This is a genomic window from Streptomyces sp. NPDC058240, from assembly GCF_042882135.1.
Taxonomy (GTDB): Bacteria; Actinomycetota; Actinomycetes; order Streptomycetales; family Streptomycetaceae; genus Streptomyces.
Genome location: NZ_JBHVWT010000009.1, coordinates 143923 through 168698 on the forward strand (window position 1 = coordinate 143923; position 24776 = coordinate 168698).

Annotated in this window: 25 protein-coding genes and 1 pseudogene; 11 read left to right on the forward strand and 15 right to left on the reverse strand. The window is 71.4% G+C overall.

Annotated features, from left to right (window positions below):
- Window positions 1–24: 24 nt before the first annotated feature.
- The 3 genes from ACFVX4_RS18150 to mshA all read right to left on the reverse strand — a co-directional run bounded on the left by ACFVX4_RS18150 (window position 25) and on the right by mshA (window position 3830).
- Window positions 25–1770, reverse strand: a complete 1746-nt coding sequence (locus ACFVX4_RS18150) for a glycosyl hydrolase family 28-related protein (protein WP_389977935.1) — start codon at window positions 1768–1770, stop codon at window positions 25–27.
- A 156-nt stretch (window positions 1771–1926) separates the two neighbouring features.
- Window positions 1927–2460 carry a YbjN domain-containing protein gene (locus tag ACFVX4_RS18155; protein ID WP_266416177.1) on the reverse strand — a complete coding sequence of 178 codons (534 nt, stop codon included), beginning with the start codon at window positions 2458–2460 and terminating at the stop codon, window positions 1927–1929.
- Window positions 2461–2474: 14 nt separating this feature from the next.
- On the reverse strand, window positions 2475–3830 hold the full coding sequence (gene mshA / locus ACFVX4_RS18160; RefSeq protein ID WP_389977943.1) for a D-inositol-3-phosphate glycosyltransferase: 1356 nt from the start codon (window positions 3828–3830) through the stop codon (window positions 2475–2477).
- Window positions 3831–4036: 206 nt separating this feature from the next.
- Between mshA and ACFVX4_RS18165 the strand changes: the two genes are divergently transcribed.
- From ACFVX4_RS18165 to ACFVX4_RS18175, 3 genes are all read left to right on the forward strand, one after another.
- Window positions 4037–4813, forward strand: a complete 777-nt coding sequence (locus tag ACFVX4_RS18165) for a class I SAM-dependent methyltransferase (RefSeq protein WP_389977946.1) — start codon at window positions 4037–4039, stop codon at window positions 4811–4813.
- Between the two features lie 276 nt (window positions 4814–5089).
- Window positions 5090–6166, forward strand: a complete 1077-nt coding sequence (locus ACFVX4_RS18170) for a C40 family peptidase (RefSeq protein ID WP_389977949.1) — start codon at window positions 5090–5092, stop codon at window positions 6164–6166.
- A gap of 482 nt (window positions 6167–6648) precedes the next feature.
- The gene (locus tag ACFVX4_RS18175; protein WP_389977952.1) at window positions 6649–8031 is read left to right on the forward strand and encodes a PP2C family protein-serine/threonine phosphatase; all 1383 of its coding nucleotides are present in this window, start codon (window positions 6649–6651) and stop codon (window positions 8029–8031) included.
- On the opposite strand, the gene ACFVX4_RS18180 is transcribed toward ACFVX4_RS18175, so the two are convergent.
- The 3 genes from ACFVX4_RS18180 to ACFVX4_RS18190 all read right to left on the reverse strand — a co-directional run bounded on the left by ACFVX4_RS18180 (window position 8013) and on the right by ACFVX4_RS18190 (window position 9665).
- Window positions 8013–8351, reverse strand: a complete 339-nt coding sequence (locus ACFVX4_RS18180) for a DUF2516 family protein (RefSeq protein ID WP_385332349.1) — start codon at window positions 8349–8351, stop codon at window positions 8013–8015. The two genes, ACFVX4_RS18175 and ACFVX4_RS18180, sit on opposite strands and share 19 nt — an antisense overlap.
- Before the next feature lie 147 nt (window positions 8352–8498).
- Window positions 8499–9143 carry a hypothetical protein gene (locus tag ACFVX4_RS18185; RefSeq protein WP_389977955.1) on the reverse strand — a complete coding sequence of 215 codons (645 nt, stop codon included), beginning with the start codon at window positions 9141–9143 and terminating at the stop codon, window positions 8499–8501.
- 27 nt (window positions 9144–9170) lie between these two features.
- Complete coding sequence (locus tag ACFVX4_RS18190; RefSeq protein WP_389977958.1) at window positions 9171–9665, reverse strand: helix-turn-helix domain-containing protein; 495 nt, start codon at window positions 9663–9665, stop codon at window positions 9171–9173.
- A gap of 213 nt (window positions 9666–9878) precedes the next feature.
- Here ACFVX4_RS18190 and ACFVX4_RS18195 point away from each other — a divergent pair.
- Window positions 9879–10046: pseudogene (locus ACFVX4_RS18195) on the forward strand (LysR family transcriptional regulator); the annotation flags it as partial.
- 72 nt (window positions 10047–10118) lie between these two features.
- On the opposite strand, the gene ACFVX4_RS18200 reads toward ACFVX4_RS18195, so the two are convergent.
- Window positions 10119–10889, reverse strand: coding sequence for an SDR family oxidoreductase (locus tag ACFVX4_RS18200; RefSeq protein WP_389977961.1), 771 nt, complete (start codon window positions 10887–10889; stop codon window positions 10119–10121).
- Between the two features lie 454 nt (window positions 10890–11343).
- Here ACFVX4_RS18200 and ACFVX4_RS18205 point away from each other — a divergent pair, with 454 nt between their 5' ends.
- Window positions 11344–12420 (forward strand): MerR family transcriptional regulator, encoded by a 1077-nt coding sequence (locus tag ACFVX4_RS18205; protein WP_389977964.1) that lies wholly within the window; start codon window positions 11344–11346, stop codon window positions 12418–12420.
- Window positions 12421–13011: 591 nt separating this feature from the next.
- Here ACFVX4_RS18205 and ACFVX4_RS18210 read toward each other — a convergent pair.
- Window positions 13012–13362 (reverse strand): winged helix-turn-helix transcriptional regulator, encoded by a 351-nt coding sequence (locus tag ACFVX4_RS18210; RefSeq protein ID WP_389977966.1) that lies wholly within the window; start codon window positions 13360–13362, stop codon window positions 13012–13014.
- Between the two features lie 52 nt (window positions 13363–13414).
- On the opposite strand from ACFVX4_RS18210, the gene ACFVX4_RS18215 reads away from it, so the two are divergent.
- Both ACFVX4_RS18215 and ACFVX4_RS18220 read left to right on the forward strand, forming a co-directional pair.
- Complete coding sequence (locus ACFVX4_RS18215) at window positions 13415–14302, forward strand: NAD(P)-dependent oxidoreductase (protein ID WP_389977968.1); 888 nt, start codon at window positions 13415–13417, stop codon at window positions 14300–14302.
- 269 nt (window positions 14303–14571) lie between these two features.
- On the forward strand, window positions 14572–15249 hold the full coding sequence (locus ACFVX4_RS18220) for a hypothetical protein (RefSeq protein ID WP_389977971.1): 678 nt from the start codon (window positions 14572–14574) through the stop codon (window positions 15247–15249).
- Here ACFVX4_RS18220 and ACFVX4_RS18225 read toward each other — a convergent pair.
- A complete protein-coding gene (locus ACFVX4_RS18225) occupies window positions 15235–15756 on the reverse strand; it encodes a hypothetical protein (protein WP_389977974.1) in 522 nt (173 codons plus the stop codon). The two genes, ACFVX4_RS18220 and ACFVX4_RS18225, sit on opposite strands and share 15 nt — an antisense overlap.
- Between ACFVX4_RS18225 and ACFVX4_RS18230 the strand changes: the two genes are divergently transcribed.
- The 3 genes from ACFVX4_RS18230 (at window position 15755) to ACFVX4_RS18240 (ending at window position 18453) form a co-directional block, all read left to right on the forward strand.
- Complete coding sequence (locus tag ACFVX4_RS18230; RefSeq protein ID WP_389977976.1) at window positions 15755–16681, forward strand: oxidoreductase; 927 nt, start codon at window positions 15755–15757, stop codon at window positions 16679–16681. The two genes, ACFVX4_RS18225 and ACFVX4_RS18230, sit on opposite strands and share 2 nt — an antisense overlap.
- 193 nt (window positions 16682–16874) lie before the next feature.
- Complete coding sequence (gene galE, locus ACFVX4_RS18235) at window positions 16875–17873, forward strand: UDP-glucose 4-epimerase GalE (RefSeq protein ID WP_389977979.1); 999 nt, start codon at window positions 16875–16877, stop codon at window positions 17871–17873.
- 58 nt (window positions 17874–17931) lie between these two features.
- Window positions 17932–18453, forward strand: coding sequence for a DUF2199 domain-containing protein (locus tag ACFVX4_RS18240; RefSeq protein ID WP_266416217.1), 522 nt, complete (start codon window positions 17932–17934; stop codon window positions 18451–18453).
- Window positions 18454–18474: 21 nt separating this feature from the next.
- On the opposite strand, the gene ACFVX4_RS18245 is transcribed toward ACFVX4_RS18240, so the two are convergent.
- From ACFVX4_RS18245 to ACFVX4_RS18265, 5 genes are all read right to left on the reverse strand, one after another.
- A complete protein-coding gene (locus ACFVX4_RS18245; protein ID WP_389977982.1) occupies window positions 18475–19116 on the reverse strand; it encodes a TetR family transcriptional regulator in 642 nt (213 codons plus the stop codon).
- Window positions 19117–19286: 170 nt separating this feature from the next.
- A complete protein-coding gene (locus tag ACFVX4_RS18250; RefSeq protein ID WP_389977985.1) occupies window positions 19287–20066 on the reverse strand; it encodes a TetR/AcrR family transcriptional regulator in 780 nt (259 codons plus the stop codon).
- Between the two features lie 127 nt (window positions 20067–20193).
- On the reverse strand, window positions 20194–21444 hold the full coding sequence (locus ACFVX4_RS18255) for a GNAT family N-acetyltransferase (protein WP_389977988.1): 1251 nt from the start codon (window positions 21442–21444) through the stop codon (window positions 20194–20196).
- 67 nt (window positions 21445–21511) lie between these two features.
- Entirely contained in the window at window positions 21512–22495 is a 984-nt protein-coding gene (locus ACFVX4_RS18260) for an asparaginase (protein ID WP_389977991.1), read from the reverse strand.
- Between the two features lie 46 nt (window positions 22496–22541).
- A complete protein-coding gene (locus ACFVX4_RS18265) occupies window positions 22542–23162 on the reverse strand; it encodes an ABC transporter substrate-binding protein (protein ID WP_389977994.1) in 621 nt (206 codons plus the stop codon).
- Window positions 23163–23278: 116 nt separating this feature from the next.
- On the opposite strand from ACFVX4_RS18265, the gene dtd reads away from it, so the two are divergent.
- Window positions 23279–23728 carry a D-aminoacyl-tRNA deacylase gene (gene dtd, locus ACFVX4_RS18270; protein WP_385335552.1) on the forward strand — a complete coding sequence of 150 codons (450 nt, stop codon included), beginning with the start codon at window positions 23279–23281 and terminating at the stop codon, window positions 23726–23728.
- Window positions 23729–23759: 31 nt separating this feature from the next.
- On the opposite strand, the gene ACFVX4_RS18275 is transcribed toward dtd, so the two are convergent.
- The gene (locus ACFVX4_RS18275) at window positions 23760–24725 is read right to left on the reverse strand and encodes a YgfZ/GcvT domain-containing protein (protein ID WP_389977997.1); all 966 of its coding nucleotides are present in this window, start codon (window positions 24723–24725) and stop codon (window positions 23760–23762) included.
- Between the last annotated feature and the right edge of the window lie 51 nt (window positions 24726–24776).

Genomic DNA, 24776 nt, shown 5'->3' on the forward strand with positions numbered 1-24776 from the left:
CGCGGCGCCCGCCTCCCGCCGGCCTCAGAGCCTGTCGCGTGACCTCTGGGCGTCGTGCAGATTGGGCGGCCACACCGCTTCCGGTGTGCCGTACGCCTCCAGCCGGGTGTGCAGATCGCCGGTGAAGTCGGGGACATCGATCTGATCGAACTCCGTCACCTCGCTGATGCCGACCGTCGCGCTGTACGGGGCGAGTCCGTCGATCCGCATCAGGCCCGCCCGGCCGTTGGTGACCCGGATGTTCCAGTGCGTGAAGCGGGCGCCGAAGAGCGGCCCCGCGCTCGCGTCACCGCCGTGCCGCCCGTTGTTGTTCACCGTGATGTCGGTGCGGACATTGGCGAACGGCATGCCCCGGTGGGAGTCGAACGTCCCCATCTCCATCACGCCGCGCGACCACACGTTGTGGCTGGACAGGCCCTCGACGTTGATGCCGTGCAGTTGCGTCCCGGCGGGCGCGGGCACGGTGCGCCGCTCTATCGTGAAGTCCTCGATCAGGTTGTCGTGCGAGCCCTCGCGGCAGTAGTACGGATGGTGCGAGCCGCGACCGGCGACCTTCGTACGGCGCAGGGTGCAGGCGGAGGCGGCGATCAGGCCGAAGCCGTTGTCGACGTGGCGGACGGTGATGTCGTCGGCCCAGCAGTCGTACGCGCACTGGAAGGCGACCCCGTTGTACCCCTTGTCGAGCAGATGCGGCGACTGCGGGGTCTCGACCGCTTCGAGCGTGAGGCCCTCGACGCCGGAGCCGGTGAGCGGGGTGACGAGGGTGGTCAGCCGCGGATCCCACTCGGGGCGGACGTCGAGCGGGAGCGGGCGCTCCAGCGTGACCCGGTGGCCGTGCACGGAGGTGACGCGGACCGGCCACTCGTAGGGGACGTACGAGGTCAGCTTGGTCTTGTCGTCCCAGTAGTACGCCTCGGGGCCGGGGCCGCCGCCCGCCATGTGCTCCAGGAGCGTGTGGCCGGCGTCGTCGGCGAGACGGAGCAGGACGAGCCCGCCGCGCCTCAGCCCCGTCGTGTCCCGGACGGTGATCGAGCGGTCGCCGCGGCGGGCGGGGGCGACGGTGGTCAGCGTCCGCCACTCGTCGCGCCGGTTGCCGGTCCAGCCCTCGAAGGGCCAGGACTTCGCTCTGATCGCGTCGGTGAGCGAGGCCCAACGGTCCTTCGGGCAGAGCCAGATGAGGCCGCCGGCCCAGGACCAGCTGGACTTGTCGCCGCCGTACCGGCTGCCGTACGCCCCGATCAGCTCGGTGAGGTTCCTGGTCGCGTACAGCTTGGTGCGCCCGCTGCCCGCGCCGCGCACCACCACGTCGCTGTGGCCGATCCGGATGATGTCGTCGATGCGGTACGTGCCTTCGGGGATGAGCACCGTGCCGCCGCCGCGCTCTCCGGCGTCGGCGATGGCACGGTTGATCGCGGGGGCGGCGTCCGTGGAGCCGTCGGGCTTCGCGCCGTAGTGCCGGACGTCGGCGACGAAGCCGCGGCCGGTTCGGCGGGGCGGGCGGGAGCCGCTTCGGTAGCCGGCCCGGCCGATGAACGGGATCTGCGGATGGGTGAACGGGGCGGCGGCGAACTCCCGCCAGAGCGGGGTGGCTGCTCGCGATCCGCCGACGGACGCCCGGCCCTCCGCGGCGGCTGCCGTGCCGCCGCCGGTGGTGCCGGTGACCGCCGTCGCGGCGACAGCCACGGCACCGGCCAGCAACCCACGCCTGCTGATGTTCCCCTCGACCGCCATGAATCCGAGCGCCATGAATCCGAGCCGCCTTTCATCCATGTGAACGACGTTCATATCTGCGTCGGCGGCGAGCATGCCATGGCTCCGCTGCGCGACGAAAGAGGCGTGCAGCGGGGAATCTTCAGGCGGGTTCCATCAGTTGGGCCGGTCGGCAGGACCTTGGTCCGACCGGTCGGCCGCGCCGCGGCCCACGGGTCATCCGGCCGGGCGCTGGGTCAGATGCGTGAACGCGTCCAGGTTCCGGGTGGATTCGCCGCGCGACACCCGCCACTCGTACTCCTTGCGGATCGCGCTCGCGAAGCCCAGTTCCAGCAGGGTGTTGAAGGAACCGTCGGCCGCTTCGAGGACCGTGCCGAGCAGCCGGTCGAGCTCCTGCGGGGTGACCACGGAGAGCGGCAGCTTGCCGACCAGATAGATGTCGCCGAGCCCGTCGATCGCGTAACTCACCCCGAAGAGGCGGAGGTTGCGCTCCAGCAGCCAGCGGTGGACCGCGGCGTCGTTCTCGTCCGGGTGGCGTACGACGAAGGCGTTGAGGGAGAGCGAGTGCTTGCCGACGCGCAGCGAGCAGGTGGTGGACAGCTTGCGCGTGCCGGGCAGTTTGACCACGTAATCACCCGGCCCGGGGCTCTCCCATTCCAGCCCGGCGTCCTTCAGAGTCGCCTCGATGACCTGCGCGACCCGCGTCGTCGCCGCTTCGGTCGGTGCCGCTCCGCCGGGTACGTCAGCCATGGTGCGAGCGTACGTCAGGCATGGAGCGAGCGTACGACGCGGCGGCGGTGTTCCTGCATCGCTGCCGTGTACACGTCGGCGGTCGCGGACGCGGCGGTGTCCCAGCCGAAGCCCTGGGCGTGCGCGGCGGCCGCCGCGCCCATCCGGGCGACCAGTTCCGGCGCGTCGGCGAACCGGGCCAGCGCCTGCGCGTACGCCTGCGGATCGTGCCCGGGTATCAGGAAGCCGCTGACCCCGTCCCGCACCGCCACCGGGAGACCGCCCACGGCCGCCGCGACGACGGGGGTGCCCGCCGCCTGCGCCTCAATGGCGACCAGGCCGAAGGACTCGCTGTGCGAGGGCATGACCAGCACGGAAGCGGCCCGGAACCAGTCGGCGAGCTGCTCCTGCCCGACCGGCGGCTGGAACCGTACGACATCGGCGATGCCCAGCCGCGCCGCCAGTTTCTGCAGCCCCTCCGGCTTGGCCAGCCCGCTGCCGCTCGGGCCGCCGACGACCGGTACGACCATCCGGGAGCGCAGCGTGGGATCACGGTCCAGCAGGACGGCGACCGCCCGCAACAGCACATCGGGGGCCTTGAGCGGCTGGATGCGGCCCGCGAAGAGCGGAATCAGGGCGTCCTTCGGCAGTCCGAGGCGCGCCCGTGCCGCGGCCCGCCCGTCGGCGGGGCTGAAGCGGTCCAGGTTGACCCCGGGGTGGACCACGGCGACGGACCCGGGATCGGCCTCGTAGAAGCGGACGAGCTCGTCCGCCTCCTCGGCGGTGTTGGCGATCAGCCGGTTCGCCGCGTCGACGATCTGGGTCTCGCCGATGACGCGGGCCGCCGGCTCGGGGGTGTCGCCCGCCGCGAGCGCCGCGTTCTTGACCTTCGCCATGGTGTGCATGGCGTGGACGAGCGGGACGCCCCAGCGCTGGGCGGCGAGCCAGCCGACATGGCCGGAGAGCCAGTAGTGGGAGTGGACGAGGTCGTAGTAGCCGGGGCGCTGGCCGGCCCACGCCTGCATCACGCCGTGCGTGAAGGCGCAGAGCTGGGCGGGCAGCTCCTCCTTGGCCAGGCCCTCGTACGGCCCCGCGTCGACGTGCCGGACCAGGACGCCGGGCGCCAGCTCGACCACCGGGGGGAGCCCGCCGGTGGTGGACCGGGTGAAGATCTCGACCTCGATGTTGATCGCGGCGAGGCGCCTCGCCAGCTCCACGATGTAGACGTTCATCCCGCCCGCGTCGCCCGTGCCCGGCTGGTGCAGCGGCGAGGTGTGCACGGAGAGCATCGCGATGCGGCGGGGCTTGCGGTGGCCGCCGGGGAACGCGGCGGGGAACCTGAGGCGCGGTGCGACACGGCTGCTGCCGAGCCGGGAGACGTACTGATTCACGTCGTCCGGTCCTCCTCATCCAGGGCATGACACCGAAGGGACCCGAGCCCCTGCGAACGGCTGCAACAGCGGAATACCTCCTTTCATTTCCGCTTTACCAAATCATTGCAGTGCGGGTCCCGCACTCCGGGCGGGCGGGCACCCGCCCACCGGACCGGGCACCCGCGCCGCCTGACGCCCGCCGCGAGATCGTTACGCTCGCTGTCATGCGCCCCATCGGCACCGCGACCCGCGGGACCACCAACCCGAACCGGCTCCGCCGCATGGACCGCTGGATCGCCGCCACCCACGGCCCGGCCCTGCGCCGCGCCGACCACCCCGTCGCCGTCGACCTCGGGTACGGCGCCGCGCCCTGGACCGCCGTCGAGCTGCTGCACCGGCTGCGCACCGCCGAGCCGCGCACGTCCGTGGTCGGCATCGAGATCGACCCGGAGCGGGTCGCGGCGGCGAAGCCGTACGAGCGCGAGGGCCTGACCTTCCTGCACGGCGGGTTCGAGATCCCGCTCCCCGAGCGCCCCGCCCTCATCCGGGCGGCGAATGTGCTGCGCCAGTACGACGAGGGCGAGGTCGCCGCGGTCTGGCGGCGGCTGTGCGCCCGCCTCGCGCCGGGCGGGCTCCTGGTGGAGGGCACCTGCGACGAGATCGGGCGCCGGCACGTATGGGTGGCGCTCGGCCCGGAAGGCCCGCGCACGGTCACCTTCGCGACCCGGCTCGCCTCCCTGGACCGCCCGTCCGACCTCGCGGAACGCCTGCCCAAGGCGCTGATCCACCGCAATGTGCCGGGCGAACCGGTCCACGCGTTCCTCCGGGACTTCGACCGGGCGTGGGCCGCGGCGGCCCCGTACGCCTCGCTGGGCGCCCGGCAGCGCTGGATCACGGCGGTGCGGTCGCTGTCGGGCGACTGGCCGCTGGCCGACGGGGTACGGCGGTGGCGCCAGGGCGAAGTCACGGTGAAATGGACCGCCCTCCGGCCCAACCCGTAGCCCAACTCGCGCTGAACAGGACCCGTGAGGCGGTGTCCGGGGAGGCGGACGGGAACGGGAACGGGGCATCGTTCGTCCAGACAGAGGGGAGCAGGGGAAGTCGGGGAGAGCCAGGGGGAGTCGAAGGGGGCGCCCTCCGGGGCTTCGGCCGTCGATCCGTGCGCCCGTCAGGACAACAGGCGTGCGCCTCTGTTGCTTTTCGGTACGGCATGGCACGATCTCGACATCGGCGAAAAGTTACTGACGGTAAATCAGATTCATTCGGAGGGGAATCTCGTGAACCGACGTCACTGTGCCTCAGCCGCGATCACTCTGGTCTGCGCGCTGTCCGTACTCATCACGCCGGTCCAGGCCTTCGCCACGCCCGCGCCCCCATCCCCCTCCGACGGGCGGGCCGCCTCCGGGGCCGAGGCACCGAAGAAGAGCCTCGAAGAGGTGCGCAAGGAGATCGACGCCCTCTACCGCAAGGCCGGGACGGCCACCGACGCGTACAACCTCGCCGAGGAGAAGGCCAAGAAGCAGTCCGGCGAGATCGTGAAGCTGGCCCGCGCCATAGTCGTGGGCCAGTCGAAGATCGCCGAGCTCAAGAGCCAGGCGGGCGCCCAGGCCCGCGAGCAGTACCGCACCGGCGGGCTGCCGCCCGGCGCCCAGTTCATGCTCAGCGACGACCCGCAGCTGTTCCTGGACGGGGTGAACCGCGTCAGGGAGGGCCAGCAGGCCGCCCAGGGCGTGCTCGGCGAACTGACCAGGACCCAGCAGGACCTGGAGACGTACACCCAGGACGCGAGCACCAACTGGAAGAAGCTCGAAGCCAACCGGATCAAGCAGGCCAAGGCCAAGAAGAAGATCAACGCGCAGATCGACGCCGCGAAGAAGCTGGAGTCGCGGCTGAAGAAGGAGGAGCGGGCCCGCCTGCTCAAGCTGGAGCAGGAGGCCGAGTACAAGCAGCAGACGGCCTGGCTCAGCTCCGGCGCTCTGAAGGACATCAACCGCAAGGCGAGCGCGAGCGGCAAGGAGGCGGTGGCCTTCGCGACCGCGCAGATCGGCAAGCCGTACGGCTGGGGGGACGAGGGCCCGAGTTCGTACGACTGCTCGGGGCTCACGTCCCAGGCCTGGGCGGCGGCGGGCCGCCCGATCCCCCGCACCTCGCAGGAACAGTGGCGGCTGCTGCCGCACATCGCCATCAAGGACATGCGCCCCGGCGACCTGATCATCTACTTCGGTGACGCCAGTCACGTGGGCATGTACATAGGCGACGGCGCGATCGTGCACGCCCCTCGCCCCGGCCGCAACGTCACGCTGGCGGGCGCGGGCTCGATGCAGATACTCGGCGTCGTACGCCCGGACAAGTAACCGCCGCCCCGGCAGACCGGGCCGCGGCCGGCAGGGCGGGCTCGTCCGGTGACTGGGCCCGTCCGGGCGGGCCTGTCCGATGACTGGGCCCGTCCGGGCGGGCCTGTCCGATGACTGAGCTCGTCCTGGCGGGCTCGTCCGGCAGATCGAACCCGTCCGACGGTTGAGGACAAGGCGTTCCCCGGACGCCCCCGGACACCTTGCCGGACACCCCACGGCACCCCGCCCGCCCCACGTGCGTGACCCGCGCCACCCGCCGCCCACCACCCCGCGTGACCTTTGTCATGCCCGGACACCCGCCCCCACCCCGGCCCATCTCGCCGGATCCGTGACCTGACGCGGCTTATGGCTGCGCATATGCCGGAGGCCGATCCCGGAACGCCATTCCGTTCCCCCACCGCGGACCGCTATCGTCCCCGTCTGGCGGGTCGTCGATCGTCGTCCCGCCGCGCCCTCGGGGGGAGGGAAGGAAACCCGAACCGATGCCCGTACCCGTACCCCCGCAAGGTGCCGACGCCGCTGCGGAGGCCTCCCACGGCGCCGACCTCACCCTCCTGGTGATCGAGGACGACCCGGCGGGCACCTTCACCGTCCCCGAGCTCCCGGCCGCGGCCGGCACGAGGGTGCGTATCCGCACCGCCCGCAACCTGACCGAGGCGGGCCGGCTCCTCACGGACGACGTCGACTGCATCCTGCTGGACCTCGCCCTGCCCACCGGCAGCGAGACCCGCGCCTCCGTGGCCGAGGACGGGGCGGGAGCCGACGAGCTCGCCGCCCTCAAGCACGTCCTGCGGATCGCCCCGCGCCACGCGGTCCTCGCCCTCACGGCGGAGGACGACACCGAGCTGGCCGCCGCGGCGGTACGGGTCGGCGCCCAGGACTACCTCTTCCGCGACGAACTCGACGGCCGGCTGCTCAGCCGCGCCATCCGGTACGCCGTCGAACGCAAGCGCGCCGACATCGCCCAGCGCCGGCTCACCGAGTCCACGCTGCGCGCCCAGGAGAACGCCCGCCTCGAACGCGGCCTGCTCCCCACACCGCTGCTCGACGGCTCCGATCTGCGTTTCGCGGCCCGCTACCGCCCCGGCCGCAGCCGCGCGCTGCTCGGCGGGGACTTCTACGACACGGTCCGCACGCCCGACGGCACCGTCCACGCGATGATCGGCGACGTCTGCGGGCACGGCCCCGACGAGGCGGCGCTCGGCGTGGAACTGCGCATAGCCTGGCGGGCGTTGACCCTGGCCGGGCTCTGCGGCGACGAACTGCTCTCCACCCTCCAGCAGGTACTGGAGCACGAGCGGGAGAGCGAGGAGATCTTCGCGACGCTCTGCACCGTGGACATCGCCCCCGACTGCCGACGCGCCGGACTCTGCCTGGCGGGCCACCCCGCCCCGCTGGTCGCCCGGCCCGGCCAGCCCGCGCACCTTCTCCCGTACGAGGACGGCGGACCGGCCCTGGGCCTGCTGCCGCGCGCACGCTGGCCGCGCCGACAGGTGGATCTCGGCGGTTCCTGGAGCCTGATGATGTACACGGACGGGCTGATCGAGGGACGCGTGGGCCCGGCCGGCACTCAGCGGCTGGGCCAGGACGGCATGGTCTCGATGATCAACCGGCAACTGGCGGAGGGGCTCACCGGCGAGGATCTCCTGGAGGCCGCGGTCACCCAGGTGCGGGAGTTGAACGGCGGCGAACTGACCGACGACGTCGCGGTCCTCCTGCTCGACCGCGACCAGGAACACGTCCGCCGCCGGATCCCCGACGGCGACCGGGGCCGGAGCATCCCGCGCCCCCGCCCCGGATCGGCATCACCCACGGCCTCCGTGAGCGCGGCGAACCCCGCGAACGCTCAGCGCCCGCCGTTGTAGGGCCCGTACGGACCGTCGCTGCTGGAGCCGCCGCGCCGGCCGCGGCCGCCACCCGAAACCGCCTGAAGGGCGGGTCGCACGTCCACCAGGAAGACGATGGAGGCGACCGCCCCCGCGAGCTGCAGGAACAGCATCGGCACGAAGAGGTTCACGGCGACGGTGATGCCGAGGATGAGCAGCCAGAAGGACTTCTTCTGCTTGTCCGCGGCCCGGTAGGCGTCCTCACGGGCCATCGCGGCCATGATCAGTGCGACCACGGCCAGCACGAGCATGACCATGTAGAGCAGCCAGACGAGTGTGCTGAATCCTGTGAGCAACATGGTGTGTGCACCGCCTAATAAGTGGATGAGCGCCTCGCGGCCAAGGTACCGGGACAACGGACCGGGCACCCCTGAAGGTGCCCGGCCCACGCCCCGCTACACACTGCGGCGCCACAGCACCGGCGAGGGTGCTGCGGCGCCGGGGTCCTACTTGGCGGTCGGCGGAGTGGTCTTCTTCGCGACCGGCTTGCGCACGGGCGCCTTCCTGGCGGGCGCGGCCGGGGCCTTGCTCTCCGGCTTGGCGGCCTTCGGCGCGGGCTTCGGCGCGGGTGCGGACTTCGCCGGGCCGGGCTTGGCGGCCGTCCCGGTCCTCGCGGTGCCCGCCGGCTTGGACTCCTTGCGCGGCTCGACGACGACGGCGATCTCGACGATCTCGTCGGCCGTCTCGCCACGCCAGTTCTTCACGGTCTGCTCGCCGCGCTCGGCGACCTTCTCGTACGTCTCCCGGGCCCGCACCGCGTACTCCGCGGCCACGCCCAGGCTGCGCAGCGCCAGGTCCTGCGCGTTCTCGCCCAGCTTCCGCAGGTCGCTGTCGAACGATCCGATCACCTCGGTGACCTTGGCCTGCATGGTGGCCTGCGCCTCCTTGGCCTGCGAGGTCACCTTCTCCTGCACGGCCTTGGGGTCGGCGTTGCGCACGGCCTCGATACGCTCCGGCGCCTCGGTACGCAGCTGCTCGATCAGCGCCGGGACCTTGCGCGCCTGCTCGACGGCGAGGTCGGCCGTACCGGCGGCGAAGTAGAGGGGGGTCGGGTCGGTGAGGGTCTTGCGCAGGTCATCGGTGATGGCCATGACTGTGGTCCTCCCGGATCATCAGACTCAGTGTGAGGGTTTCTCTGGCGTTGACGGCGTTGACGGCGTTGAAGGCCTTGCCGGCTTCGAGGCCGCATCGGCATCGGCACCGGCGTCCGGCCCTGATTCGTCGCCGGTCTCCGATCCGGCCGCGACGCCGGATTCCGGTCCGGGCTCGAACCCGTTCTCCCTGCGGAAGGAGTCGTAGATCTGCAGCAGGACACTCTTCTGCCGCTCGTTTATGGACGGATCGGCCAGAATCACCGCCCGCGTCTCCAGCTCCTCCCGCTCCCGCTCGTCCAGAATCCCGGCCCGTACGTAAAGGGTCTCGGCGGAGATCCGCAGCGCCTTGGCGACCTGCTGCAACACCTCGGCGCTCGGCTTGCGCAGCCCGCGCTCGATCTGGCTGAGGTAGGGATTGGACACCCCGGCGGCATCGGCGAGCTGCCGCAGCGACAGCTGCGCGTTGCGCCGCTGCTCGCGCAGGTACTCACCGAGATTGCCGACGTTGAGTGATGCCATACCCCGATGGTGCGCCACCGTTGCTAACTTTTGCAAGCAGACGCTTGCAAAAGTGCGCCACACCACTCGCATGGCCTCGTGGTGCACACGTTCAAGAGCGGATCGACCCTGGCCGTGTCCGCGGGAATCCCTGTCGGCGGAACAGAGCGCTCGCTATGACGACGATTGCCACGGGGGGACCGCGGTCCACCACAGGGGAGGGAACGGGAGCCGATGAGCCTTCGTCAGTTCGAGTACGCCCTGGCCGTTGCCGAGGAGGGCTCGGTGACGGCGGCGGCGGAGCTGCTGCACGTCGCTCAGCCGTCGGTGTCCCAGCAGATCCGCGGCCTGGAGCGGGAGCTCGGCGTGGAACTGTTCGCCCGCACGCCGACCGGACTGGTGAGGAGTCGGGCACCGCTGAATTCTTTTTGTCGAAACCGGACCGGCATTCGGGAATTACGTCGGCGTCAGGCGTCAAACCCTGGGGAATTCGCCGCCGTCCACGACGAGATTGCTCCCGGTCAGTCGGCTCGCCCGGTCGGACACGAGAAACAGCACCGCGTGGGCGATGTCGTCGGGCTGCCCGTCGCGCCCCAGCGGCACGGTGATGTCGTTCCGGCCGTGTGCCAGGTCCAGGCGCGCCCACTGCTCCCGCGTTGCTTCGCCGCCGGGGGTGGCGACCCTGCCGGGAGTCACGGTGTTGACCCGGATTCCGAACGGAGCCAGCTCCGAGGCCAGCCCCCGGCTGTAGTTCTCCAGCGCCGCCTTCGCCGCCGTGTAGTGCAGGAACGGTCCTACCGGGGTCAGGACCGCGGCCGAGGAGACGTGCACGATCATCCCCGAACGCCGTTCCCGCATCCCCGGCACCAGCAGCGAGTCCAGCCGCACCGACGCCAGGAAGTTCAGGTCCAGCGCGTCCTGCCACTCCTCGTCGGGGATGGCCGACGCGCCCTCGTGCGGTCGCGCCCCACCCGCGTTGTGGACCAGGACATCCACCCCGCCGAGCACCTCCTGCGCGGCCGCGGCGAGCGCCTCCGCTCCTGCCCGTGTCCGCACGTCGGCCGCCACGAAGGTGGCCCCCTCCGGCACCGTGCTCGTCGCCGACCTGGCGGTCGTGAGCACCTCGGCGCCCGCGTCCAGGAGCTGGCGCACGACGGCCGCTCCGATTCCACGAGAACCACCCGTGACCAGGGCCCGTTTTCCCGTGAGTTCCCGCGTTCCCGATCCGTTCTCGAATGTGGTCATGCCACCGGTCCCCTCGATCGCGTAATCATCCGCTCGACGGAAGAATGATCGACGTGCGCAGAGCGCGAATCTTCCAAGAAATCGCGGTGAGCACCTCGTCGAGCTGTTTCACGGTACGTACGGAAAGGAACGAGAGGCAAAGACGAAATGTCAGCACGTGCTATAGGGAATTCCTATGGCATCCCGGCCCCTCCGCCGGCGAGAACCCGTCCTCGGCCCCTCGGCCCCTCGGCCCCTTGAGCCCTTGAGCCCTTGAGCCCTTGAGCCCTTGAGCCCTTGGGCCCTTGATCGCGCTGTCGTGCAGAGTGACTCGTCCACCCGTCTCCCAGCGGTCCATCCTCATCGGCCACCACGGGCGGAAGAACAGTCGGCGCCCCGATGGTTGACCTTCACCTTGGGGAAAGCCACAGCATCGATGGGCCGGGCGATGTGCTCGGCATGAGGAGGAGCGAGCATGGGGCTGCTGACCATCGGGACGTTCGCGAAGGCGTCCCGCCTGTCGCCGAAGGCGCTGCGTCTCTACGACGAGCTGGGACTGCTGACCCCCGCTCGCGTCGACCCGGTGAGCGGCTACCGCCTCTACGCACCGGAACAACTGGACCGGGCCCGGCTGGTCGCCTGGCTCCGGCGCCTGGGGATGCCCCTGGCCCGCATCCAGCACGTCTGCACGCTGGAGTCGGCCGCGGCCGCCCAGGAGATCCGGGCGTTCTGGGCCCAGGTCGAGGCCGACACCGCCGCGCGGCGGGACCTCGCTTCCTTCCTCATCGACCATCTGTCCTGGAAGGACCCCACCATGTCTCCGACCACCAAGCCCCTGGGAATCCGTTACGCCGCCCTCTCCGACACGGGCCTCGTCCGCGAGAGCAACCAGGACACCGCCTACGCCGGGTCCCGTCTGCTCGCCGTCGCCGACGGCTACGGCAGCGCAGGAGCCCCGGCCGGCGCGGCCGCCATCGACGCGCTCAAGCGCCTCGAAACCGACAGCATTCCGGCCGGGGATCTCCTCAACGCCATCGAGGACGCCGTCGAGCAGGCCAAACAGGCCGTCAACGGCGTCGCCGGACCCGGCTCGCCCGAAGAGGCCGGCACCACACTCACCGCGATGCTCTGGACCGGCTCACAGCTGGCCCTCGTCCACATCGGCGACTCCCGCATCCACCTCCTGCGCGACGGAGAGCTGTTCCAGATCACCCACGACCACACCATGGTGCAGTCGATGGTCGACGAAGGACGTCTCACCCCGGAGGAAGCCGCCTCCCACCCCCAGCGGGCTCTGCTGATACGAGCCCTGGGCCAAGGAGCCGATGACACCCACGACATGCGCCTCCACGACGCCCGGCAGGAGGACCGGTACCTGATCTGCTCCGACGGCCTGTCGGCCGTCGTGCGGACAGAGGAAATCCGACGGGTGCTCTCCGAGATCAGGGAGCCCGAGCAGGCCGTCCGCGAACTCATCGCCCTCGCCAACGGCTCCGGCGGCCCCGACAACGTCAGCTGCGTGGTCGCCGATGTCGTGGAGCTCCAGCAGTAGGAGCGAGCGGTACGCACTTCGAGCTGCACCGGATCCGCGGGTGAACGATCACGCTGCCTACGGTCGGGCGGGGCACCGACCGTAGGCCTGTCCGCGCCGGCCGACTCCGTTCAACAGGCCCTGCAACGCTCCGCCAGGTCCCGGTGCAGGACTCCCACAAGGCCCCGCTCGGGGTCCGACGGCGGCCTCCGCACCAGGGCGCGAAGGTCCAGCAGCCCCGGCCTCTCGCCATCCATCGACGACGGCGCCTCCAGACCGTCCGCCATCTCCTCCGGACAGGTCGTCAGCGACTCGTACCACCATCAAGCCACGCAGTGCCTCGTCGTCCACGGAGGTCACCGTGGCGACCGGAGACAGCACGCTCCCCCGGTCGCGCTCGCACGCGGTGCCGGTCACGGGCAGGGTGCGGTCGAGCAGGTAGTCGTCGACCTCCTTGTCGGCACCGTCTTCTTGGCACCGCGATCCCGCACCACCCTCAGTAGCCACTTTTTTGTGGGTACTTGGCGGCGTCCGGCAACGGGGCGAACCTGGTGAGGGGCGGCCGGAGGGCTGCCTGATCCGGGCGGGACGCGGGGGTGGCGAGGCGATGAGTCAGGAGGACAACCGGCCCTCGGTGAGTTTCTCCAGACGCCGGTGGCCCCAGTCGGAGAGGGGCGCCAACGCCTCGGACAGGTCCCGGCCGAACGCGGTCAGGGAGTACTCGGTCTTCAGCGGGAGCTCGTCGTACACCTCCCGGTGCACCAGTCCGTCGACCTCCATCTCACGGAGCGCCTGAGTCAGCACCTTCTCGCTGAGACCCGGCACCTGCCGACGCAGCTCGCCCGGACGGTGCGGGCCGGATTCCAGCAGCCAGAGCAGAGCCGTTTTCCACTTTCCGTCGATCACAGCGATCGCGGCGGTCACCCCGCACACATTCGGGTCCTGGGCACGACTGCGCACCATTTCCGCCCCTCCTTCTTTCACTGATCACCCATACCTGTACGGGAGTTGAACCATGTCCTCACACACCGAGCAGTCCGCCGTCACCGTACTCGGCCTGGGTCCGATGGGCCGGACCTTGGCAGGCGCGTTCCTCGATGCCGGCCTGCGGACCACGGTCTGGAACCGGACACCGGACCGGGACCGGGAGCTCATCGAGCGCGGCGCCGTCGGCGCCCGGTCGGCCGAGGAGGCGGTCGCCGCGAGCCGGCTGACCGTGGTCTGCGTGGTGAACTACGACGCCGTGAACGCCGTTCTGCGGCGCGACGCGGTCGCCGACGCCCTCAAGGGCCGTACGGTGATCAATCTGACCGCCGACACCCCGGCCCGCGCCCGGGACGTCGCGGCGTGGGCGGCGGAGCACGGCATCGGCTATCTGGACGGTGCGATCATGACGCCGACCACGACCATCGGAACACCGGCCGCGGTCCTCATCCACAGCGGCCCGCAGGAGCTCTACCGCGAGCACCGGCCGGTACTGGACGCACTGGGCGGCACCCATACCCACCTCGGCGAGGAGATCGGCCGGGCCGCGGCGTACGACATCGCGCTGCTCGACATCTTCTGGACCGCGATGGCGGGCTATGTCCATGCCCTGGCGGTCGCGCGGGCGGAAGGGATCACCGCGCGGCAGCTGGCCCCGTTCGCCAAGGGCATCGGCGCCATCCTCCCGCCGATCTTCGAGGAGACCGCGGCGGACGCGGACGACGGAAGGTTCCCCGGTGACGGCAACCCGCTCACCTCCGCCGCGTCCTCCATGGCCCATATCGTCCACGCCTCCGAGGCCCACGGCATCGACGCCGCCGTGATGCGCGCGGCCGAGGGCCTGGCCCGACAGGCCATCGGCCACGGTCACGGCGCCGACGGATTCCTCCGGATCACCGAGCTCCTGAGCCGCCGCTGAGGGAACGCCGCGCCGCGTCCGTCAACGGTCGAGCGGCGTCAGGTCGAGCCGCTTCGGGCGTTCCGGGCCGGCCAGTACGTCGATGGCAACGATCTTCCCCGTCCGTGACGGTGACGGCCATGACGGACAACGGCCGGCCACACGCCCGTCCGGGCAGGCTTTGCCCCGTCCCGGCACCAGCGAGTGCGCCGACGGCCCGACCACGCCCGGCAGAGGCGCGACCCTGGGTAACGTATGCGGAAATATCCCCACGCCGGAGACGGATTCCCATGGATGACGACGTGGATGGCGGTGTGGATGACGGCATGGATGGCGGCGACGCCCGATCCGCAGGCCGAGGAGAGAACGCGGCCGCGGGACCCGTGGCGCGGGGGCGTGGCCGCGGGCGCGGACACGAACTCGCGCGCGGCGGTGCCTCGGTGGTGCCGAGGACCGCCGTGATCGCGGGTGGCGGAGCGCTGGCGGTCTGGGAGCCCGCGTTCACGCTCGGCGCCTACAACGTCATCTTCTACTACCAGATGCTCACGCTCTGGGCGGTGTCGACAGCCGTGCTGCTGGCCGGCTTCCTGATGCGCGAGCGCGGGCCGCGCCACGGCTGGATGTACTGGGCCTGTCTGGCGCTGCCCAGCGCATGGCTCGTCCTCGCCGCCGTCGTGCCGCGCAGCGGCAACTGGCAGGACGAGGCGTTCTTCCTGATCGGCGGCATCATCAGCGTCATCGGCACCCCGCTGTTGACCTGGGTGCTCCTCCAGCTCCTGCTGTTCGGGGAGTCGGAACTCTCCGTCCACCAGCGGAGGACGGTCATCGGTGTCGTCGCGCTCGTCGGCACACTGGCCTTCCTGCTCGGCCAATTCAACGATGTCTTCCTCACCTGCGGAGACTTCGACATCAGCGGCAACAGCGTCCCCTCCGGATGCAGACCGGGCCACGCCTCACCGCTCGGCTGACCGGTGACGGCGTTTGGGCCGGGGCGGCGGCCCGTACGCCCGCACCAGGGCGTTGCGCACGGCAACGCGTCCGGCCGCCCGGAACGCCCCGCGGTGGGAGTCGACCTCGTGCACCTTGATGCGCCGCAGAACGACCGCCACCGCGACGGCCGTTGCGGGCTCCCGGTCGGCGAGAGCGGCCAGCTCCTCGCGCACCCCCTCGATGAAGCCCTCGTGGAACGAGGCGATCTCCTCGGCCGGCCGGCCCTTGACCGACGCGCTGTCGGCGACCTCGAACTCGACCCCTTCCTCCCAGGGCTCGAAGTCCGCGACGACCTGCGCGAAGTCGGAGGGGCAGCCGGCCTGGCGCGCGTACGTGGCCTGCACGTCCCGGATGGGGTGAGGCGGGAAGACTCTGGTTCCGGGGGGCGGTTCGAGGGCCATCGGCCCACGGTAGCCGAGGCCGGAATGAATGCCGGAATGAATGAATGTGACGATCCGGTACTCCGGGCGCGATGCTGCCCCCATGACCTCCTCACAGATCGACCCGACGCCCGACTCCGGTCCCACGCCCACCACCAGCACCACCAACACCTCCGGCCCCGGCGTCTTCGAACTGGGCGGCGCCGTCACCATCCCGCGGCTCGGCTTCGGCGCGATGCAGTTGCCGGGGCGGTGGAGCGGGCCGGCCGGTGACACGGCGAACGCCGTGGCCGTGACGCGGCGCGCCGTCGAGCTCGGGGCGCGGTACATCGACACCGCCGCCTTCTACTTCTCCCCCACCCACCGGGCCAACGACCTGCTGCGCGAGGCGCTGTTCCCGTATCCCCCGGACGTCACCATCGCCACCAAGGTCGGCCCGCTGCGGGACGAGACCGGTGAGATGTACGCCGAGGCCCGCCCCGACCAGCTGCGAGGGGAGGTGGAGCGGAATCTGGAGTCCCTGGGGGTCGACACTCTCGACCTGGTGCATCTGCGGGTGGGGCGGCTGGGCTCGGACGTCGCCGATCCGATCGGCGAACGGTTCGCCGTACTGGCCGCACTGCGCGAGGAAGGGCTGATCCAGCAGCTCGGCATCAGCAATGTGACGAGCGGGCAGCTCGCGGAGGCCCGGTCGATCGCGCCGGTCGCCGCCGTCCAGAACCGGTTCGGCGTGCTCGACCAGGCCGACGCCGCGCTCGTCGACGAGTGCGCGGACGCCGGTATCGCGTACATGCCGTTCTTCGCGCTCGGCGGCGGCCGCACCGAACTCGCCGGCGAGAACCTCCGGAAGGTGAGCGAGCGGCACGGCGCGACGGCGTACCAGGTGGCCATCGCGTGGGGCCTGGCCCGCTCGCCCTCGATCGTGCAGATCCCCGGCACCGCTTCGCTCGCCCACCTCGAGGAGAACATGGCCGCCGGGCGGCTGGCCCTCGACGAGGACGACATGGCGCTGCTCGGGCGTCGCGGCTAGGCCCTGTCGTTCGGATCGTGCCGGGCACCCGCACCCCGGCACGATCCGGCCCGTCCTGGACGAGAGACCTGGACGGCCCGCAGGATGCTCATGGAGGTCGAGGCTGGTTCCGCACGCGGACCCGGTCGACGTGATTCCCGGAGCACCGCCCCGGCCTACGATCGACGCACGATCTCAGAGAGGCAGGCACGGCATGAAGGTCCTGATCGCCGGAGGCGCGGGGTACATCGGCAGCACGATCGCATCCGCCTGCTCGGACGCCGGGATCACTCCCGTCGTTCTCGACAACCTGGTCACGGGCCGCCGGGAGTTCGCACAGGGGCGGGCCTTCCACGAGGGCGACATCGCGGACGGCCCCCTGATCGACCGCGTCTTCGCCGAGCACCCGGACATCGACGCCGTCGTCCACTGCGCGGCACTGATCGTGGTCCCGGAATCGGTCGCCGACCCGGTCGGGTACTACCGGGCGAACGTGGCCAGGAGCCTGGAGTTCGCCGGCCATCTGCTGCGCAACGGCTGCACCCGCATGATCTTCAGCTCGTCCGCCTCCATCTACGCCGCCGGTGCCGATCTGACGGTCGACGAGGACTCGCCCATCGAGCCGCAGAGCCCGTACGCACGCACCAAGGCGGTGTGCGAGGCGATGTTCGCCGACATCGCCGCCTCCCAGCCGCTCCGGGTGCTGTCCCTGCGCTACTTCAACCCGATCGGCGCGGACCCGAAGATGCGCACGGGATTGCAGCTGCGGCGCCCGAGCCATGCCCTGGGCAAGATGATCCAGGCACAGGAGGAGGGTGTTCCGTTCCAGGTCACCGGGACCGACTACCCGACCCGCGACGGTTCCGGCATCCGGGACTACGTCCATGTCTGGGACCTGGCCGCCGCGCATGTGGCCGCGCTCGGCGCCTTCGACACCGTCCTGCCGACGGCCGGCTCCACCGTCATCAACCTGGGCACCGGAACGGGCACCACCGTGCGCGAACTCCTCGACGCCTTCAACGAGGTGATCGACACCCCGGTGCCGTCCGTGGACGCCGGAGCCCGGCCGGGCGATGCCGCGGGGGCGTACACCCGGAGCGACCGGGCGGAGCGGCTGCTGGGATGGCGGCCTCGGTACTCGCTGACGGAGGGCATCCGCCATTCCCTGGAGTGGGCCGCCGTACGCGAGGACGTGCTCGGCGGCTCCGTGTAGGCCCACGGCGGCTCCGTACGCCCGCCGGGGATCACGGGACAGCCTTTAGGATCCGCCCATGGCTATCGACCCCGGCTACACCTGCTCCTGCTGCGGCGAACACCACGCGGAACTCCCGATGGGGTACTCGACCATGGCACCCGATGTCTGGGACGCGAGCCTGGAGAGCGACCCCGACAGCATGCTCTCCACCGACCAGTGCATCGTCAGGCACGAGCACTACTTCATCAAGGGTCTGATCGAGATACCCGTGTTCGGGAGCGAGGAGCCGTTCTCCTGGGGGGTCTGGGTCTCGCTCAGCCGGGAGAACTTCGCCCGCGCCCTCGATGTGTGGGAGACCCCCGGCCGCGAGTCCGAGCAGCCGTACTTCGGCTGGCTGAGCACCGAGCTGGGGCTGTACTCGCCCCGCACGACCAACCTCAAGACCAACGCCCACACCCGCCCGATCGGCCGGCGCCCCCGCATCGAGCTGGAGCCCACCGACCACCCGCTCGCCGTGGAACAGCGCACCGGCATCACCCTGGACCGGGTACGGGAGATCGCCGAAGCGGTGCTGCACGCCGACGACGTCCGGGCCTGAGCGCCCCGCCGGGACCCGTTGCTACCGCTGTTCCCCGAGCCCCGTCCGCAACTGCACGAAGGCGAGTTCGGCCGACTCGACCGCGTCCGCGTAGACCTGTTCCGCGCTCTCCCCCGCGTCGATCCGTCGCCAGTTCTCCAGGGCCAGGATGCGCAGTACGGCGATGATCTGGCCCGCGGCCAGCCTGTCCCGCACCCGGTCGCCCAGCGCACGGGCCAGTGCCGCCTCCGAACGGCTCTGATAGGCGTACAGGCGGGCCACCAGGGACGGCGTCCCGTACAGGAGGCGCTGGTACGCCAGCACCTGCGGCACATCGCAGAGCCCGGTGACCGGGTCGCCCCGCTCCAGGCCGTCCAGGAAGTTGCGGCGCAGGGCGTCCAGGGGGGATTCGGTGTCCGCACGGGTGGCGACCACGCGGGCCGCCTCGTCCTCGTGGTCGGCGAACCGGTGCAGGACCAGGTCCTCCTTGGCCGGGAAGTACCGGAACAGTGTCGGCTTCGAGATGTCGGCCGCGGCCGCCACCTCCGCCACCGAGACCTTGTCGAAGCCCCGCTCCAGGAACATCGCGATCGCGGCTTCGGAGACCGCCTGATAGGTCAGCCGCTTCTTCCGCTCCCGCAGACTCATCTGCTCGTTCCCGGGCTTCTCTCCGTCCATGAGCATGAAGCGTACGCCCCCGACTTCAACCGGACTTGACCTCCGGGAGGGGTCGTACGCGCCCCCGACCAGCCGGGAACCGACAACTGGAGCGACACAATCCGCATGTGTGAGGTGGTGACCGGGACAAGCCACGTTGACATCGGCCCCGACGGGCCGCGGGGCCCGACAGGCTCTCAGGCCCGGGACCGCGCCCGCGCCTCCACCAGGACCTCGATCCCGTCCAGCACCCGTTCCAGCCCGAACCTGAATTCGTCGTCGGGCTCGCGCGGCGCCCCCAGCACCTCGGACTCCAGGAGCCGGGAGAGCGACGGATGGCGTACCGGGTCGACGAGCCGGTTCAGGGTGCGGGTGTATCCGTCCGTCACCTCCTGCGCCGGGATGCCGCGCGCTTCCACGGCGGCCGCGAGATCCCCCATCAGCAGCGCCTCGTTCCGTACGAACCCGCTGACGAGGAGGATCACGGAGACCTCCTCGCCCGCGTCCAGGCCGGCGCCTTCGAGGGCCTGGAGGCCCTGCTCCCACCAGGCGGCGGAGTTCGGACTGGCGGGCGGGCCCGAGACGGGGATGCGGAGCATCCACAGATTGCGGTGGAACACCCGGCGCTGCGCCCACGCCCACTGCGTGAGCGCCTCCCGCCAGCCGGCCCCGCTCTCCAGTGCGGGCAGCGGGGGCGGCGGGCCCAGCGCCGCCTCCTGCATCAGGACGTACAGCTCGCTCTTGGCGGAGACGTACCGGTAGAGCGACATCGTCGAGGCCCCCAGGTCCTTGGCGACCCGCCCCATCGACACCCCACCGAGCCCCTCGGCCGCCGCCACCGCCACCGCGGCGTCCACGATGCGCGCCAGACTCAGCCCCGGCTTCGGCCCCTTGACCGGCCGCGCCCGCAACCCCCAGGCGGCCTCGATACTGGCCGGCAGGCCCGTACCACCCGACGAGTCCTTCTCTTCAGTCACCTGGACCCCCACCTTCCCTTGATCCCATCCTAGATATGCGTACCGCGTACACAATTTCGTGTACTACGCACACGGGGAGGCCGGTCAAGGAGCGGTGGCGATGCGGGGGTTCGACGTGAACCGGTTCTCAGAACACGTCCGGGCACCAGGCCCGCCGCCCCGCCCGGAGCATCCCTTCCGCCACCGCCACCGCGCCCGGGGTGAGTTCCTCGACGCGCCCCAGGGCCGCCAGGCGGGCGGGGGACTCGTCGCCCAGGTAGAGAGTGCCCAACTCCCGTATGTCCAGGGCGAGATCGGCGTCGGCCGTGGTGGGGGTGCAGATGGCGCCGGAGGCGGAGGCTTCGAGGCGGTAGCGGCCGCTGGTCAGGCCCGTGGCGTCGTGGATGTCGAGGGTGAGCGTGCCGGGTACCGCGTAGGTACGGGCCTCCAGGGCACGTACGACGTCCAGGACGCGCACCCACAGCCAGTCCGCCTGGGTCACGACGCGGGCCGCGCGCGGGTCCGGGAGGAGGAGGGGCAGCAGGTCGTCGGGGGCGCGGTGGCCGGAGCGGACCGTGGTGATCCAGTCGATCGAGCAGACGAAGTGCCACAGCGCGCGCTCGGCGGCCGGGGTGACGGCGATCTGCCCGAGCACCGTGGCCCGGTTCAGCGGCTGCTTGGCGTCGTTCCAGTTGTCGTCGGCGCGGTAGGCGATCAGGCCGTCGGCCTCGCCGGCCGCGTTGCTGTAGACCGCGTAGAAGGGCTCCGTCCAGGTCTCGGGGCCGGGCTGGACCTCGCCGGTGTTCACTTCCCACCAGCGCGCGTCGCGGTTGATCACACCGTGCTGCCGGGCGCGCAGCCGGTCGTGGAGTACCGGGCCCAGCTTGCGTACGTCCGCGCCGCTCACCAGGTCGATCCGGCCGCCGTCCTGCGCGGACGGGCCCGACCAGCGCGGGTCGAGCCCCGCCCTCGGTACGTCGATCTCCCACTCGGTGGTCCAGGCCGCCGGGCCGAAGCCGTACCGCCCGTAGATCGGGTACTCGGCGGCGATCAGCGTGGCGACCACGTCACCGCGCTCCCTCGCCGCCGCGAGGTCCGTGGCCATCATCCGGCTGAGCAGCCCGCGGCGGCGGTGCGTGGGCGACACCGTGACATTGGAGATCGCGTCGGCCGGCACCGCCGCACCGCCGACGACCGTGAGCTCCTGCGCGAAGGAACGGAACGTGGCCACGCACCGCCCGCCGTCGAACGCGCCCTGCGTGCGGGCGAGATCGGTGTGCGGAAGGCGCCGCTCCGCCTCCTGTTCCGTCCCCGTCGGCGCTTGCAGGAAACCGGTGTGCTTGGCGCGCAGCCAGTCGGGGAACTCGGCGGCGGTGATCGTACGGACGTCAAGAGCCATACGGACCACGCTAGGCACACGGCCCACCGGATGTCGCCCGGTTTTCCGCCGCCGCGGAACGGGCTGGTCAGAAAGCCGCCCGGATCTCGCCGACCTCCCCGCCACCGCCCAGCAGCGGCGCGTGTCCGATCCGGGAGACCACCGGGGCGTCGATGCCGAGCAGGCGCAGCGAACGGGCCAGTACCGGCCCGAGCGCCCGCGTCGCACCGTCGTCGATCTTGAAGGCCAGCGCCCGGCCGTCCGCCAGCGCCACCGCCTGCACCGCCTCGGCGCCCATCTTGGAGAGCGTGCCCGGCACCTCCCGCATCAGCCAGGTGTCGGGGCGACGGGTTCCGGCCACGTACTCGGGGTGGGCCCGCATCGCGTCCCCGACCCGGCGCTCCGCCGTCCCGGGCTCCGCCAGCACGAAGGAACGGAAGGCCCGCGCCAGGCCCACCAGGCTGATCGCCATCAGCGGCGCCCCGCACCCGTCCGTACCCACCGCCGTGACCGGCTCGCCGGCCGCCTCCTCGACGACCTGGTGGACCAGCTGCTGGAGCGGGTGCGACGGGTCGAGGTAGGACTCCTGGTCCCAGCCGTTCACCGCGCACACCGCGAGCATCGCCGCGTGCTTGCCGGAGCAGTTCATGGTGATCCGTTCCCGGACGTGGCCCGCGGCGAGATACGCCTCCGCCTCCGCCGGGTCCAGCGGCAGATCGGGCGGGGTCTGCAGATCGCCGGGCGTCAGTCCGTGCTCGGCGAGCATCGTGCGGACGAGTTCGAGGTGGAAGCCCTCGCCGGAGTGGCTCGCGGCGGCCAGTGCCAGCCGCTCCCCGGACAGATCGAGCCCGGCCCGCAGCACGGCCGCGGCCTGCATCGGCTTGTTGGAGGAACGCGGGAAGACCGGCGCCGTCGGGTCGCCCAGGGACCGCTCCACGCTGCCGTCGGCGGCCAGGACGACCAGCGAGCCCCGGTGACGGCCCTCCACGAAGCCGGACCGTACGACCTCGGCCAGGACGGGGAGAGCGGGGGATATGGCGGATGGGGCAGCGGGGGCGGCGCTGGAGGTCATGGTGGCCTTCCGGGGACGGGCGGAACCCGCCCCCGGAAGGGTCGCTTCAGGCGAGCAGGTCGTCTACTTGTGCTTCACCGTCACGGTACCTGCGGGCGATCTCCGCGCTGCAATCGTCCGTGGTGCGTTGCAGCTGGTGACGGCGTCGGGACACCTGCTGTTCGTAGCGGACCAGGCGCCCCATCGCGGTGTGCAGCTCCTCGTCCGTACGGGCGTCGAGGTCGGAGAGTTCGACCTCGGCGAGCGTCTCGGCGGCCAGCCTGCGGTACTCGTCGCTGCGCGGCGTGGTGAGCGTGACGTGCCGGGCGGAGGAGCGGTGCAGGGACGGGGCGTCGGCGAGGATCTCCGAGAGCCGGTCCACCACCGGTGCCTCCGGATCCAGCCGCCGGGCCAGTTCGGCCCGCAGGATGTCGATCCGGCCCTGGACGAGCCGGCGCACATAGCTGAGGTCGGCCTCGTCGCGCTGCGCATCGCGGCGCAGTGTGCGCAGCTCGGGCAGCCGCAGGGCGCCCAGCTCGGGCTGCGGCCCGGCGGACAGGCCTTCCTCCAGACCGTGACCGGTTCGCTGCACGGGTGGGCGCATGGTGCTGGTGCTGGTGCTCGTGCTGGCGCCGGTACGCGTGACCGGTACGGCGCCGGGGGACTGCCCGGTTCCATAGGTACTCATGCTTGTGTCCATCCCCTCGACCGGTGCGTCGGCACACCGCCTTCCGAGCATGGTGCCACTCCAGTGGGCCTGTGTGGATGCTCTGTACCCGTTCAGCCCAAGATAGGTTGGTCTGTATGCGTGCAGTGATACAGCGGGTGGACGGCGCGAGCGTCACGGTGGCCGACGGCGCGGACGGGTCGGGCGGGCCCGAGGTGGTCGGCGAAATCGTCGGCGAAGGGCTGTGTGTGCTGGTGGGAGTCACCCACGGGGACACCCCGGAGAAGGCGGCGCAGCTCGCCCGCAAGCTCTGGTCGCTCCGCGTCCTGGAGGGCGAGAAGTCCTGCTCCGATGTGAATGCACCGCTTCTGGTGATTTCGCAGTTCACTCTCTACGGGGACGCCCGGAAGGGCCGCAGGCCCACCTGGAACGCCGCGGCGCCCGGCGAGGTCGCCGAGCCTCTGGTCGACGAGGTGGTGGCGCAGCTGCGGGCGCTGGGCGCGCAGGTGGAGACGGGCCGGTTCGGAGCGGACATGCGCGTCTCGCTCACGAACCACGGCCCGTTCACCGTCGTCGTCGAGGTCTGAAAGAACCGGCCCGGTCACCGCGCGGGACGGCCTACGGCTCGACGACCGTCTCCTGGGCCGCGGCCGTTTCCCCCGCGAGCAGTTCGGCGTCCACCGCGACGTTCCGCTTGACCAGGGCCAGCGCGATCGGCCCCAGCTCGTGGTGGCGGGCGGACGTGGTGATGAAGCCCAGCTGGCGCCCTTCGGCACCGTCCGCGGCGAGCCGTACCGGCGTGCCGTGTCCGGGCAGCAGGACCTCGCTGCCGTCGAGGTGCAGGAAGACCAGCCGGCGCGGCGGCTTGCCCAGGTTCTGCACCCGGGCCACCGTCTCCTGGCCGCGGTAGCAGCCCTTCTGGAGGTGTACGGCGGTGCCGATCCAGCCCAGCTCGTGCGGGATGGTGCGGTGGTCCGTCTCGAAGCCGAGGCGCGGGCGGTGCGCCTCCACGCGCAGCGCCTCGTACGCCAGGATGCCGGCCACCGGGCCGTGCGCCGCCGCGTACTCCTCCAGGTCGGCGCGGGGCAGGAACAGGTCCCGGCCGTACGCCGTCTCCCGTACCGTCACGCCGTCCGGGACCTCCGCGATGGAGCCGGCCGGCAGATACACCACGGCGAAGTCCTCGGTGCGGTCGGCGACTTCGACCCGGTAGAAGAACTTCATGGACTCCAGGTAGGCGACGAGGTCGCCCTGGGTGCCCGGCTCGGCGTGCATCCACACGGTCTCGCCGTCGTCGACGAGGTAGAGGGCGTGCTCGATGTGCCCGTTGGCGGTGAGGATCAGGGCCTCGGTGGCCTGGCCCGGGGCGAGTTCGCTGACGTGTTGGGTGAGCAGGAGGTGCAGCCAGGCCAGCCGGTCGCTGCCGGTGACGGTGACGACGGCGCGGTGCGAGAGGTCGACGAGGCCGGAGCCGTCGGCGAGGGTGCGCTGCTCGCGGAACAGGTCGCCGTAGTGCGCGGCGACGCCTTCGTCGCGGCCTTCGGCGGGGACGGCGCCGGGCAGGGACAGCAGGGGGCTCTTCATGCGACCAGCGTACGACGCGGTATGAACAACGCGGTCCGGGAGCCGCCGGCC

What these genes read in the sequence shown, in the direction of transcription:
- ACFVX4_RS18150 (WP_389977935.1), bottom strand. Translation starts at nt 1,770, where the DNA reads ATGGATGAAAGGCGGCTCGGATTCATGGCGCTCGGATTCATGGCGGTC.
- ACFVX4_RS18155 (WP_266416177.1), bottom strand. Translation starts at nt 2,460, where the DNA reads ATGGCTGACGTACCCGGCGGAGCGGCACCGACCGAAGCGGCGACGACG.
- ACFVX4_RS18165 (WP_389977946.1), top strand. Translation starts at nt 4,037, where the DNA reads ATGCGCCCCATCGGCACCGCGACCCGCGGGACCACCAACCCGAACCGG.
- ACFVX4_RS18175 (WP_389977952.1), top strand. Translation starts at nt 6,649, where the DNA reads ATGCCCGTACCCGTACCCCCGCAAGGTGCCGACGCCGCTGCGGAGGCC.
- ACFVX4_RS18180 (WP_385332349.1), bottom strand. Translation starts at nt 8,351, where the DNA reads ATGTTGCTCACAGGATTCAGCACACTCGTCTGGCTGCTCTACATGGTC.
- ACFVX4_RS18185 (WP_389977955.1), bottom strand. Translation starts at nt 9,143, where the DNA reads ATGGCCATCACCGATGACCTGCGCAAGACCCTCACCGACCCGACCCCC.
- ACFVX4_RS18190 (WP_389977958.1), bottom strand. Translation starts at nt 9,665, where the DNA reads ATGGCATCACTCAACGTCGGCAATCTCGGTGAGTACCTGCGCGAGCAG.
- ACFVX4_RS18200 (WP_389977961.1), bottom strand. Translation starts at nt 10,889, where the DNA reads ATGACCACATTCGAGAACGGATCGGGAACGCGGGAACTCACGGGAAAA.
- ACFVX4_RS18205 (WP_389977964.1), top strand. Translation starts at nt 11,344, where the DNA reads ATGGGGCTGCTGACCATCGGGACGTTCGCGAAGGCGTCCCGCCTGTCG.
- ACFVX4_RS18210 (WP_389977966.1), bottom strand. Translation starts at nt 13,362, where the DNA reads ATGGTGCGCAGTCGTGCCCAGGACCCGAATGTGTGCGGGGTGACCGCC.
- ACFVX4_RS18215 (WP_389977968.1), top strand. Translation starts at nt 13,415, where the DNA reads ATGTCCTCACACACCGAGCAGTCCGCCGTCACCGTACTCGGCCTGGGT.
- ACFVX4_RS18220 (WP_389977971.1), top strand. Translation starts at nt 14,572, where the DNA reads ATGGATGACGACGTGGATGGCGGTGTGGATGACGGCATGGATGGCGGC.
- ACFVX4_RS18230 (WP_389977976.1), top strand. Translation starts at nt 15,755, where the DNA reads ATGACCTCCTCACAGATCGACCCGACGCCCGACTCCGGTCCCACGCCC.
- ACFVX4_RS18225 (WP_389977974.1), bottom strand. Translation starts at nt 15,756, where the DNA reads ATGGGGGCAGCATCGCGCCCGGAGTACCGGATCGTCACATTCATTCAT.
- galE (WP_389977979.1), top strand. Translation starts at nt 16,875, where the DNA reads ATGAAGGTCCTGATCGCCGGAGGCGCGGGGTACATCGGCAGCACGATC.
- ACFVX4_RS18240 (WP_266416217.1), top strand. Translation starts at nt 17,932, where the DNA reads ATGGCTATCGACCCCGGCTACACCTGCTCCTGCTGCGGCGAACACCAC.
- ACFVX4_RS18245 (WP_389977982.1), bottom strand. Translation starts at nt 19,116, where the DNA reads ATGCTCATGGACGGAGAGAAGCCCGGGAACGAGCAGATGAGTCTGCGG.
- ACFVX4_RS18255 (WP_389977988.1), bottom strand. Translation starts at nt 21,444, where the DNA reads ATGGCTCTTGACGTCCGTACGATCACCGCCGCCGAGTTCCCCGACTGG.
- ACFVX4_RS18260 (WP_389977991.1), bottom strand. Translation starts at nt 22,495, where the DNA reads ATGACCTCCAGCGCCGCCCCCGCTGCCCCATCCGCCATATCCCCCGCT.
- ACFVX4_RS18265 (WP_389977994.1), bottom strand. Translation starts at nt 23,162, where the DNA reads ATGAGTACCTATGGAACCGGGCAGTCCCCCGGCGCCGTACCGGTCACG.
- dtd (WP_385335552.1), top strand. Translation starts at nt 23,279, where the DNA reads ATGCGTGCAGTGATACAGCGGGTGGACGGCGCGAGCGTCACGGTGGCC.
- ACFVX4_RS18275 (WP_389977997.1), bottom strand. Translation starts at nt 24,725, where the DNA reads ATGAAGAGCCCCCTGCTGTCCCTGCCCGGCGCCGTCCCCGCCGAAGGC.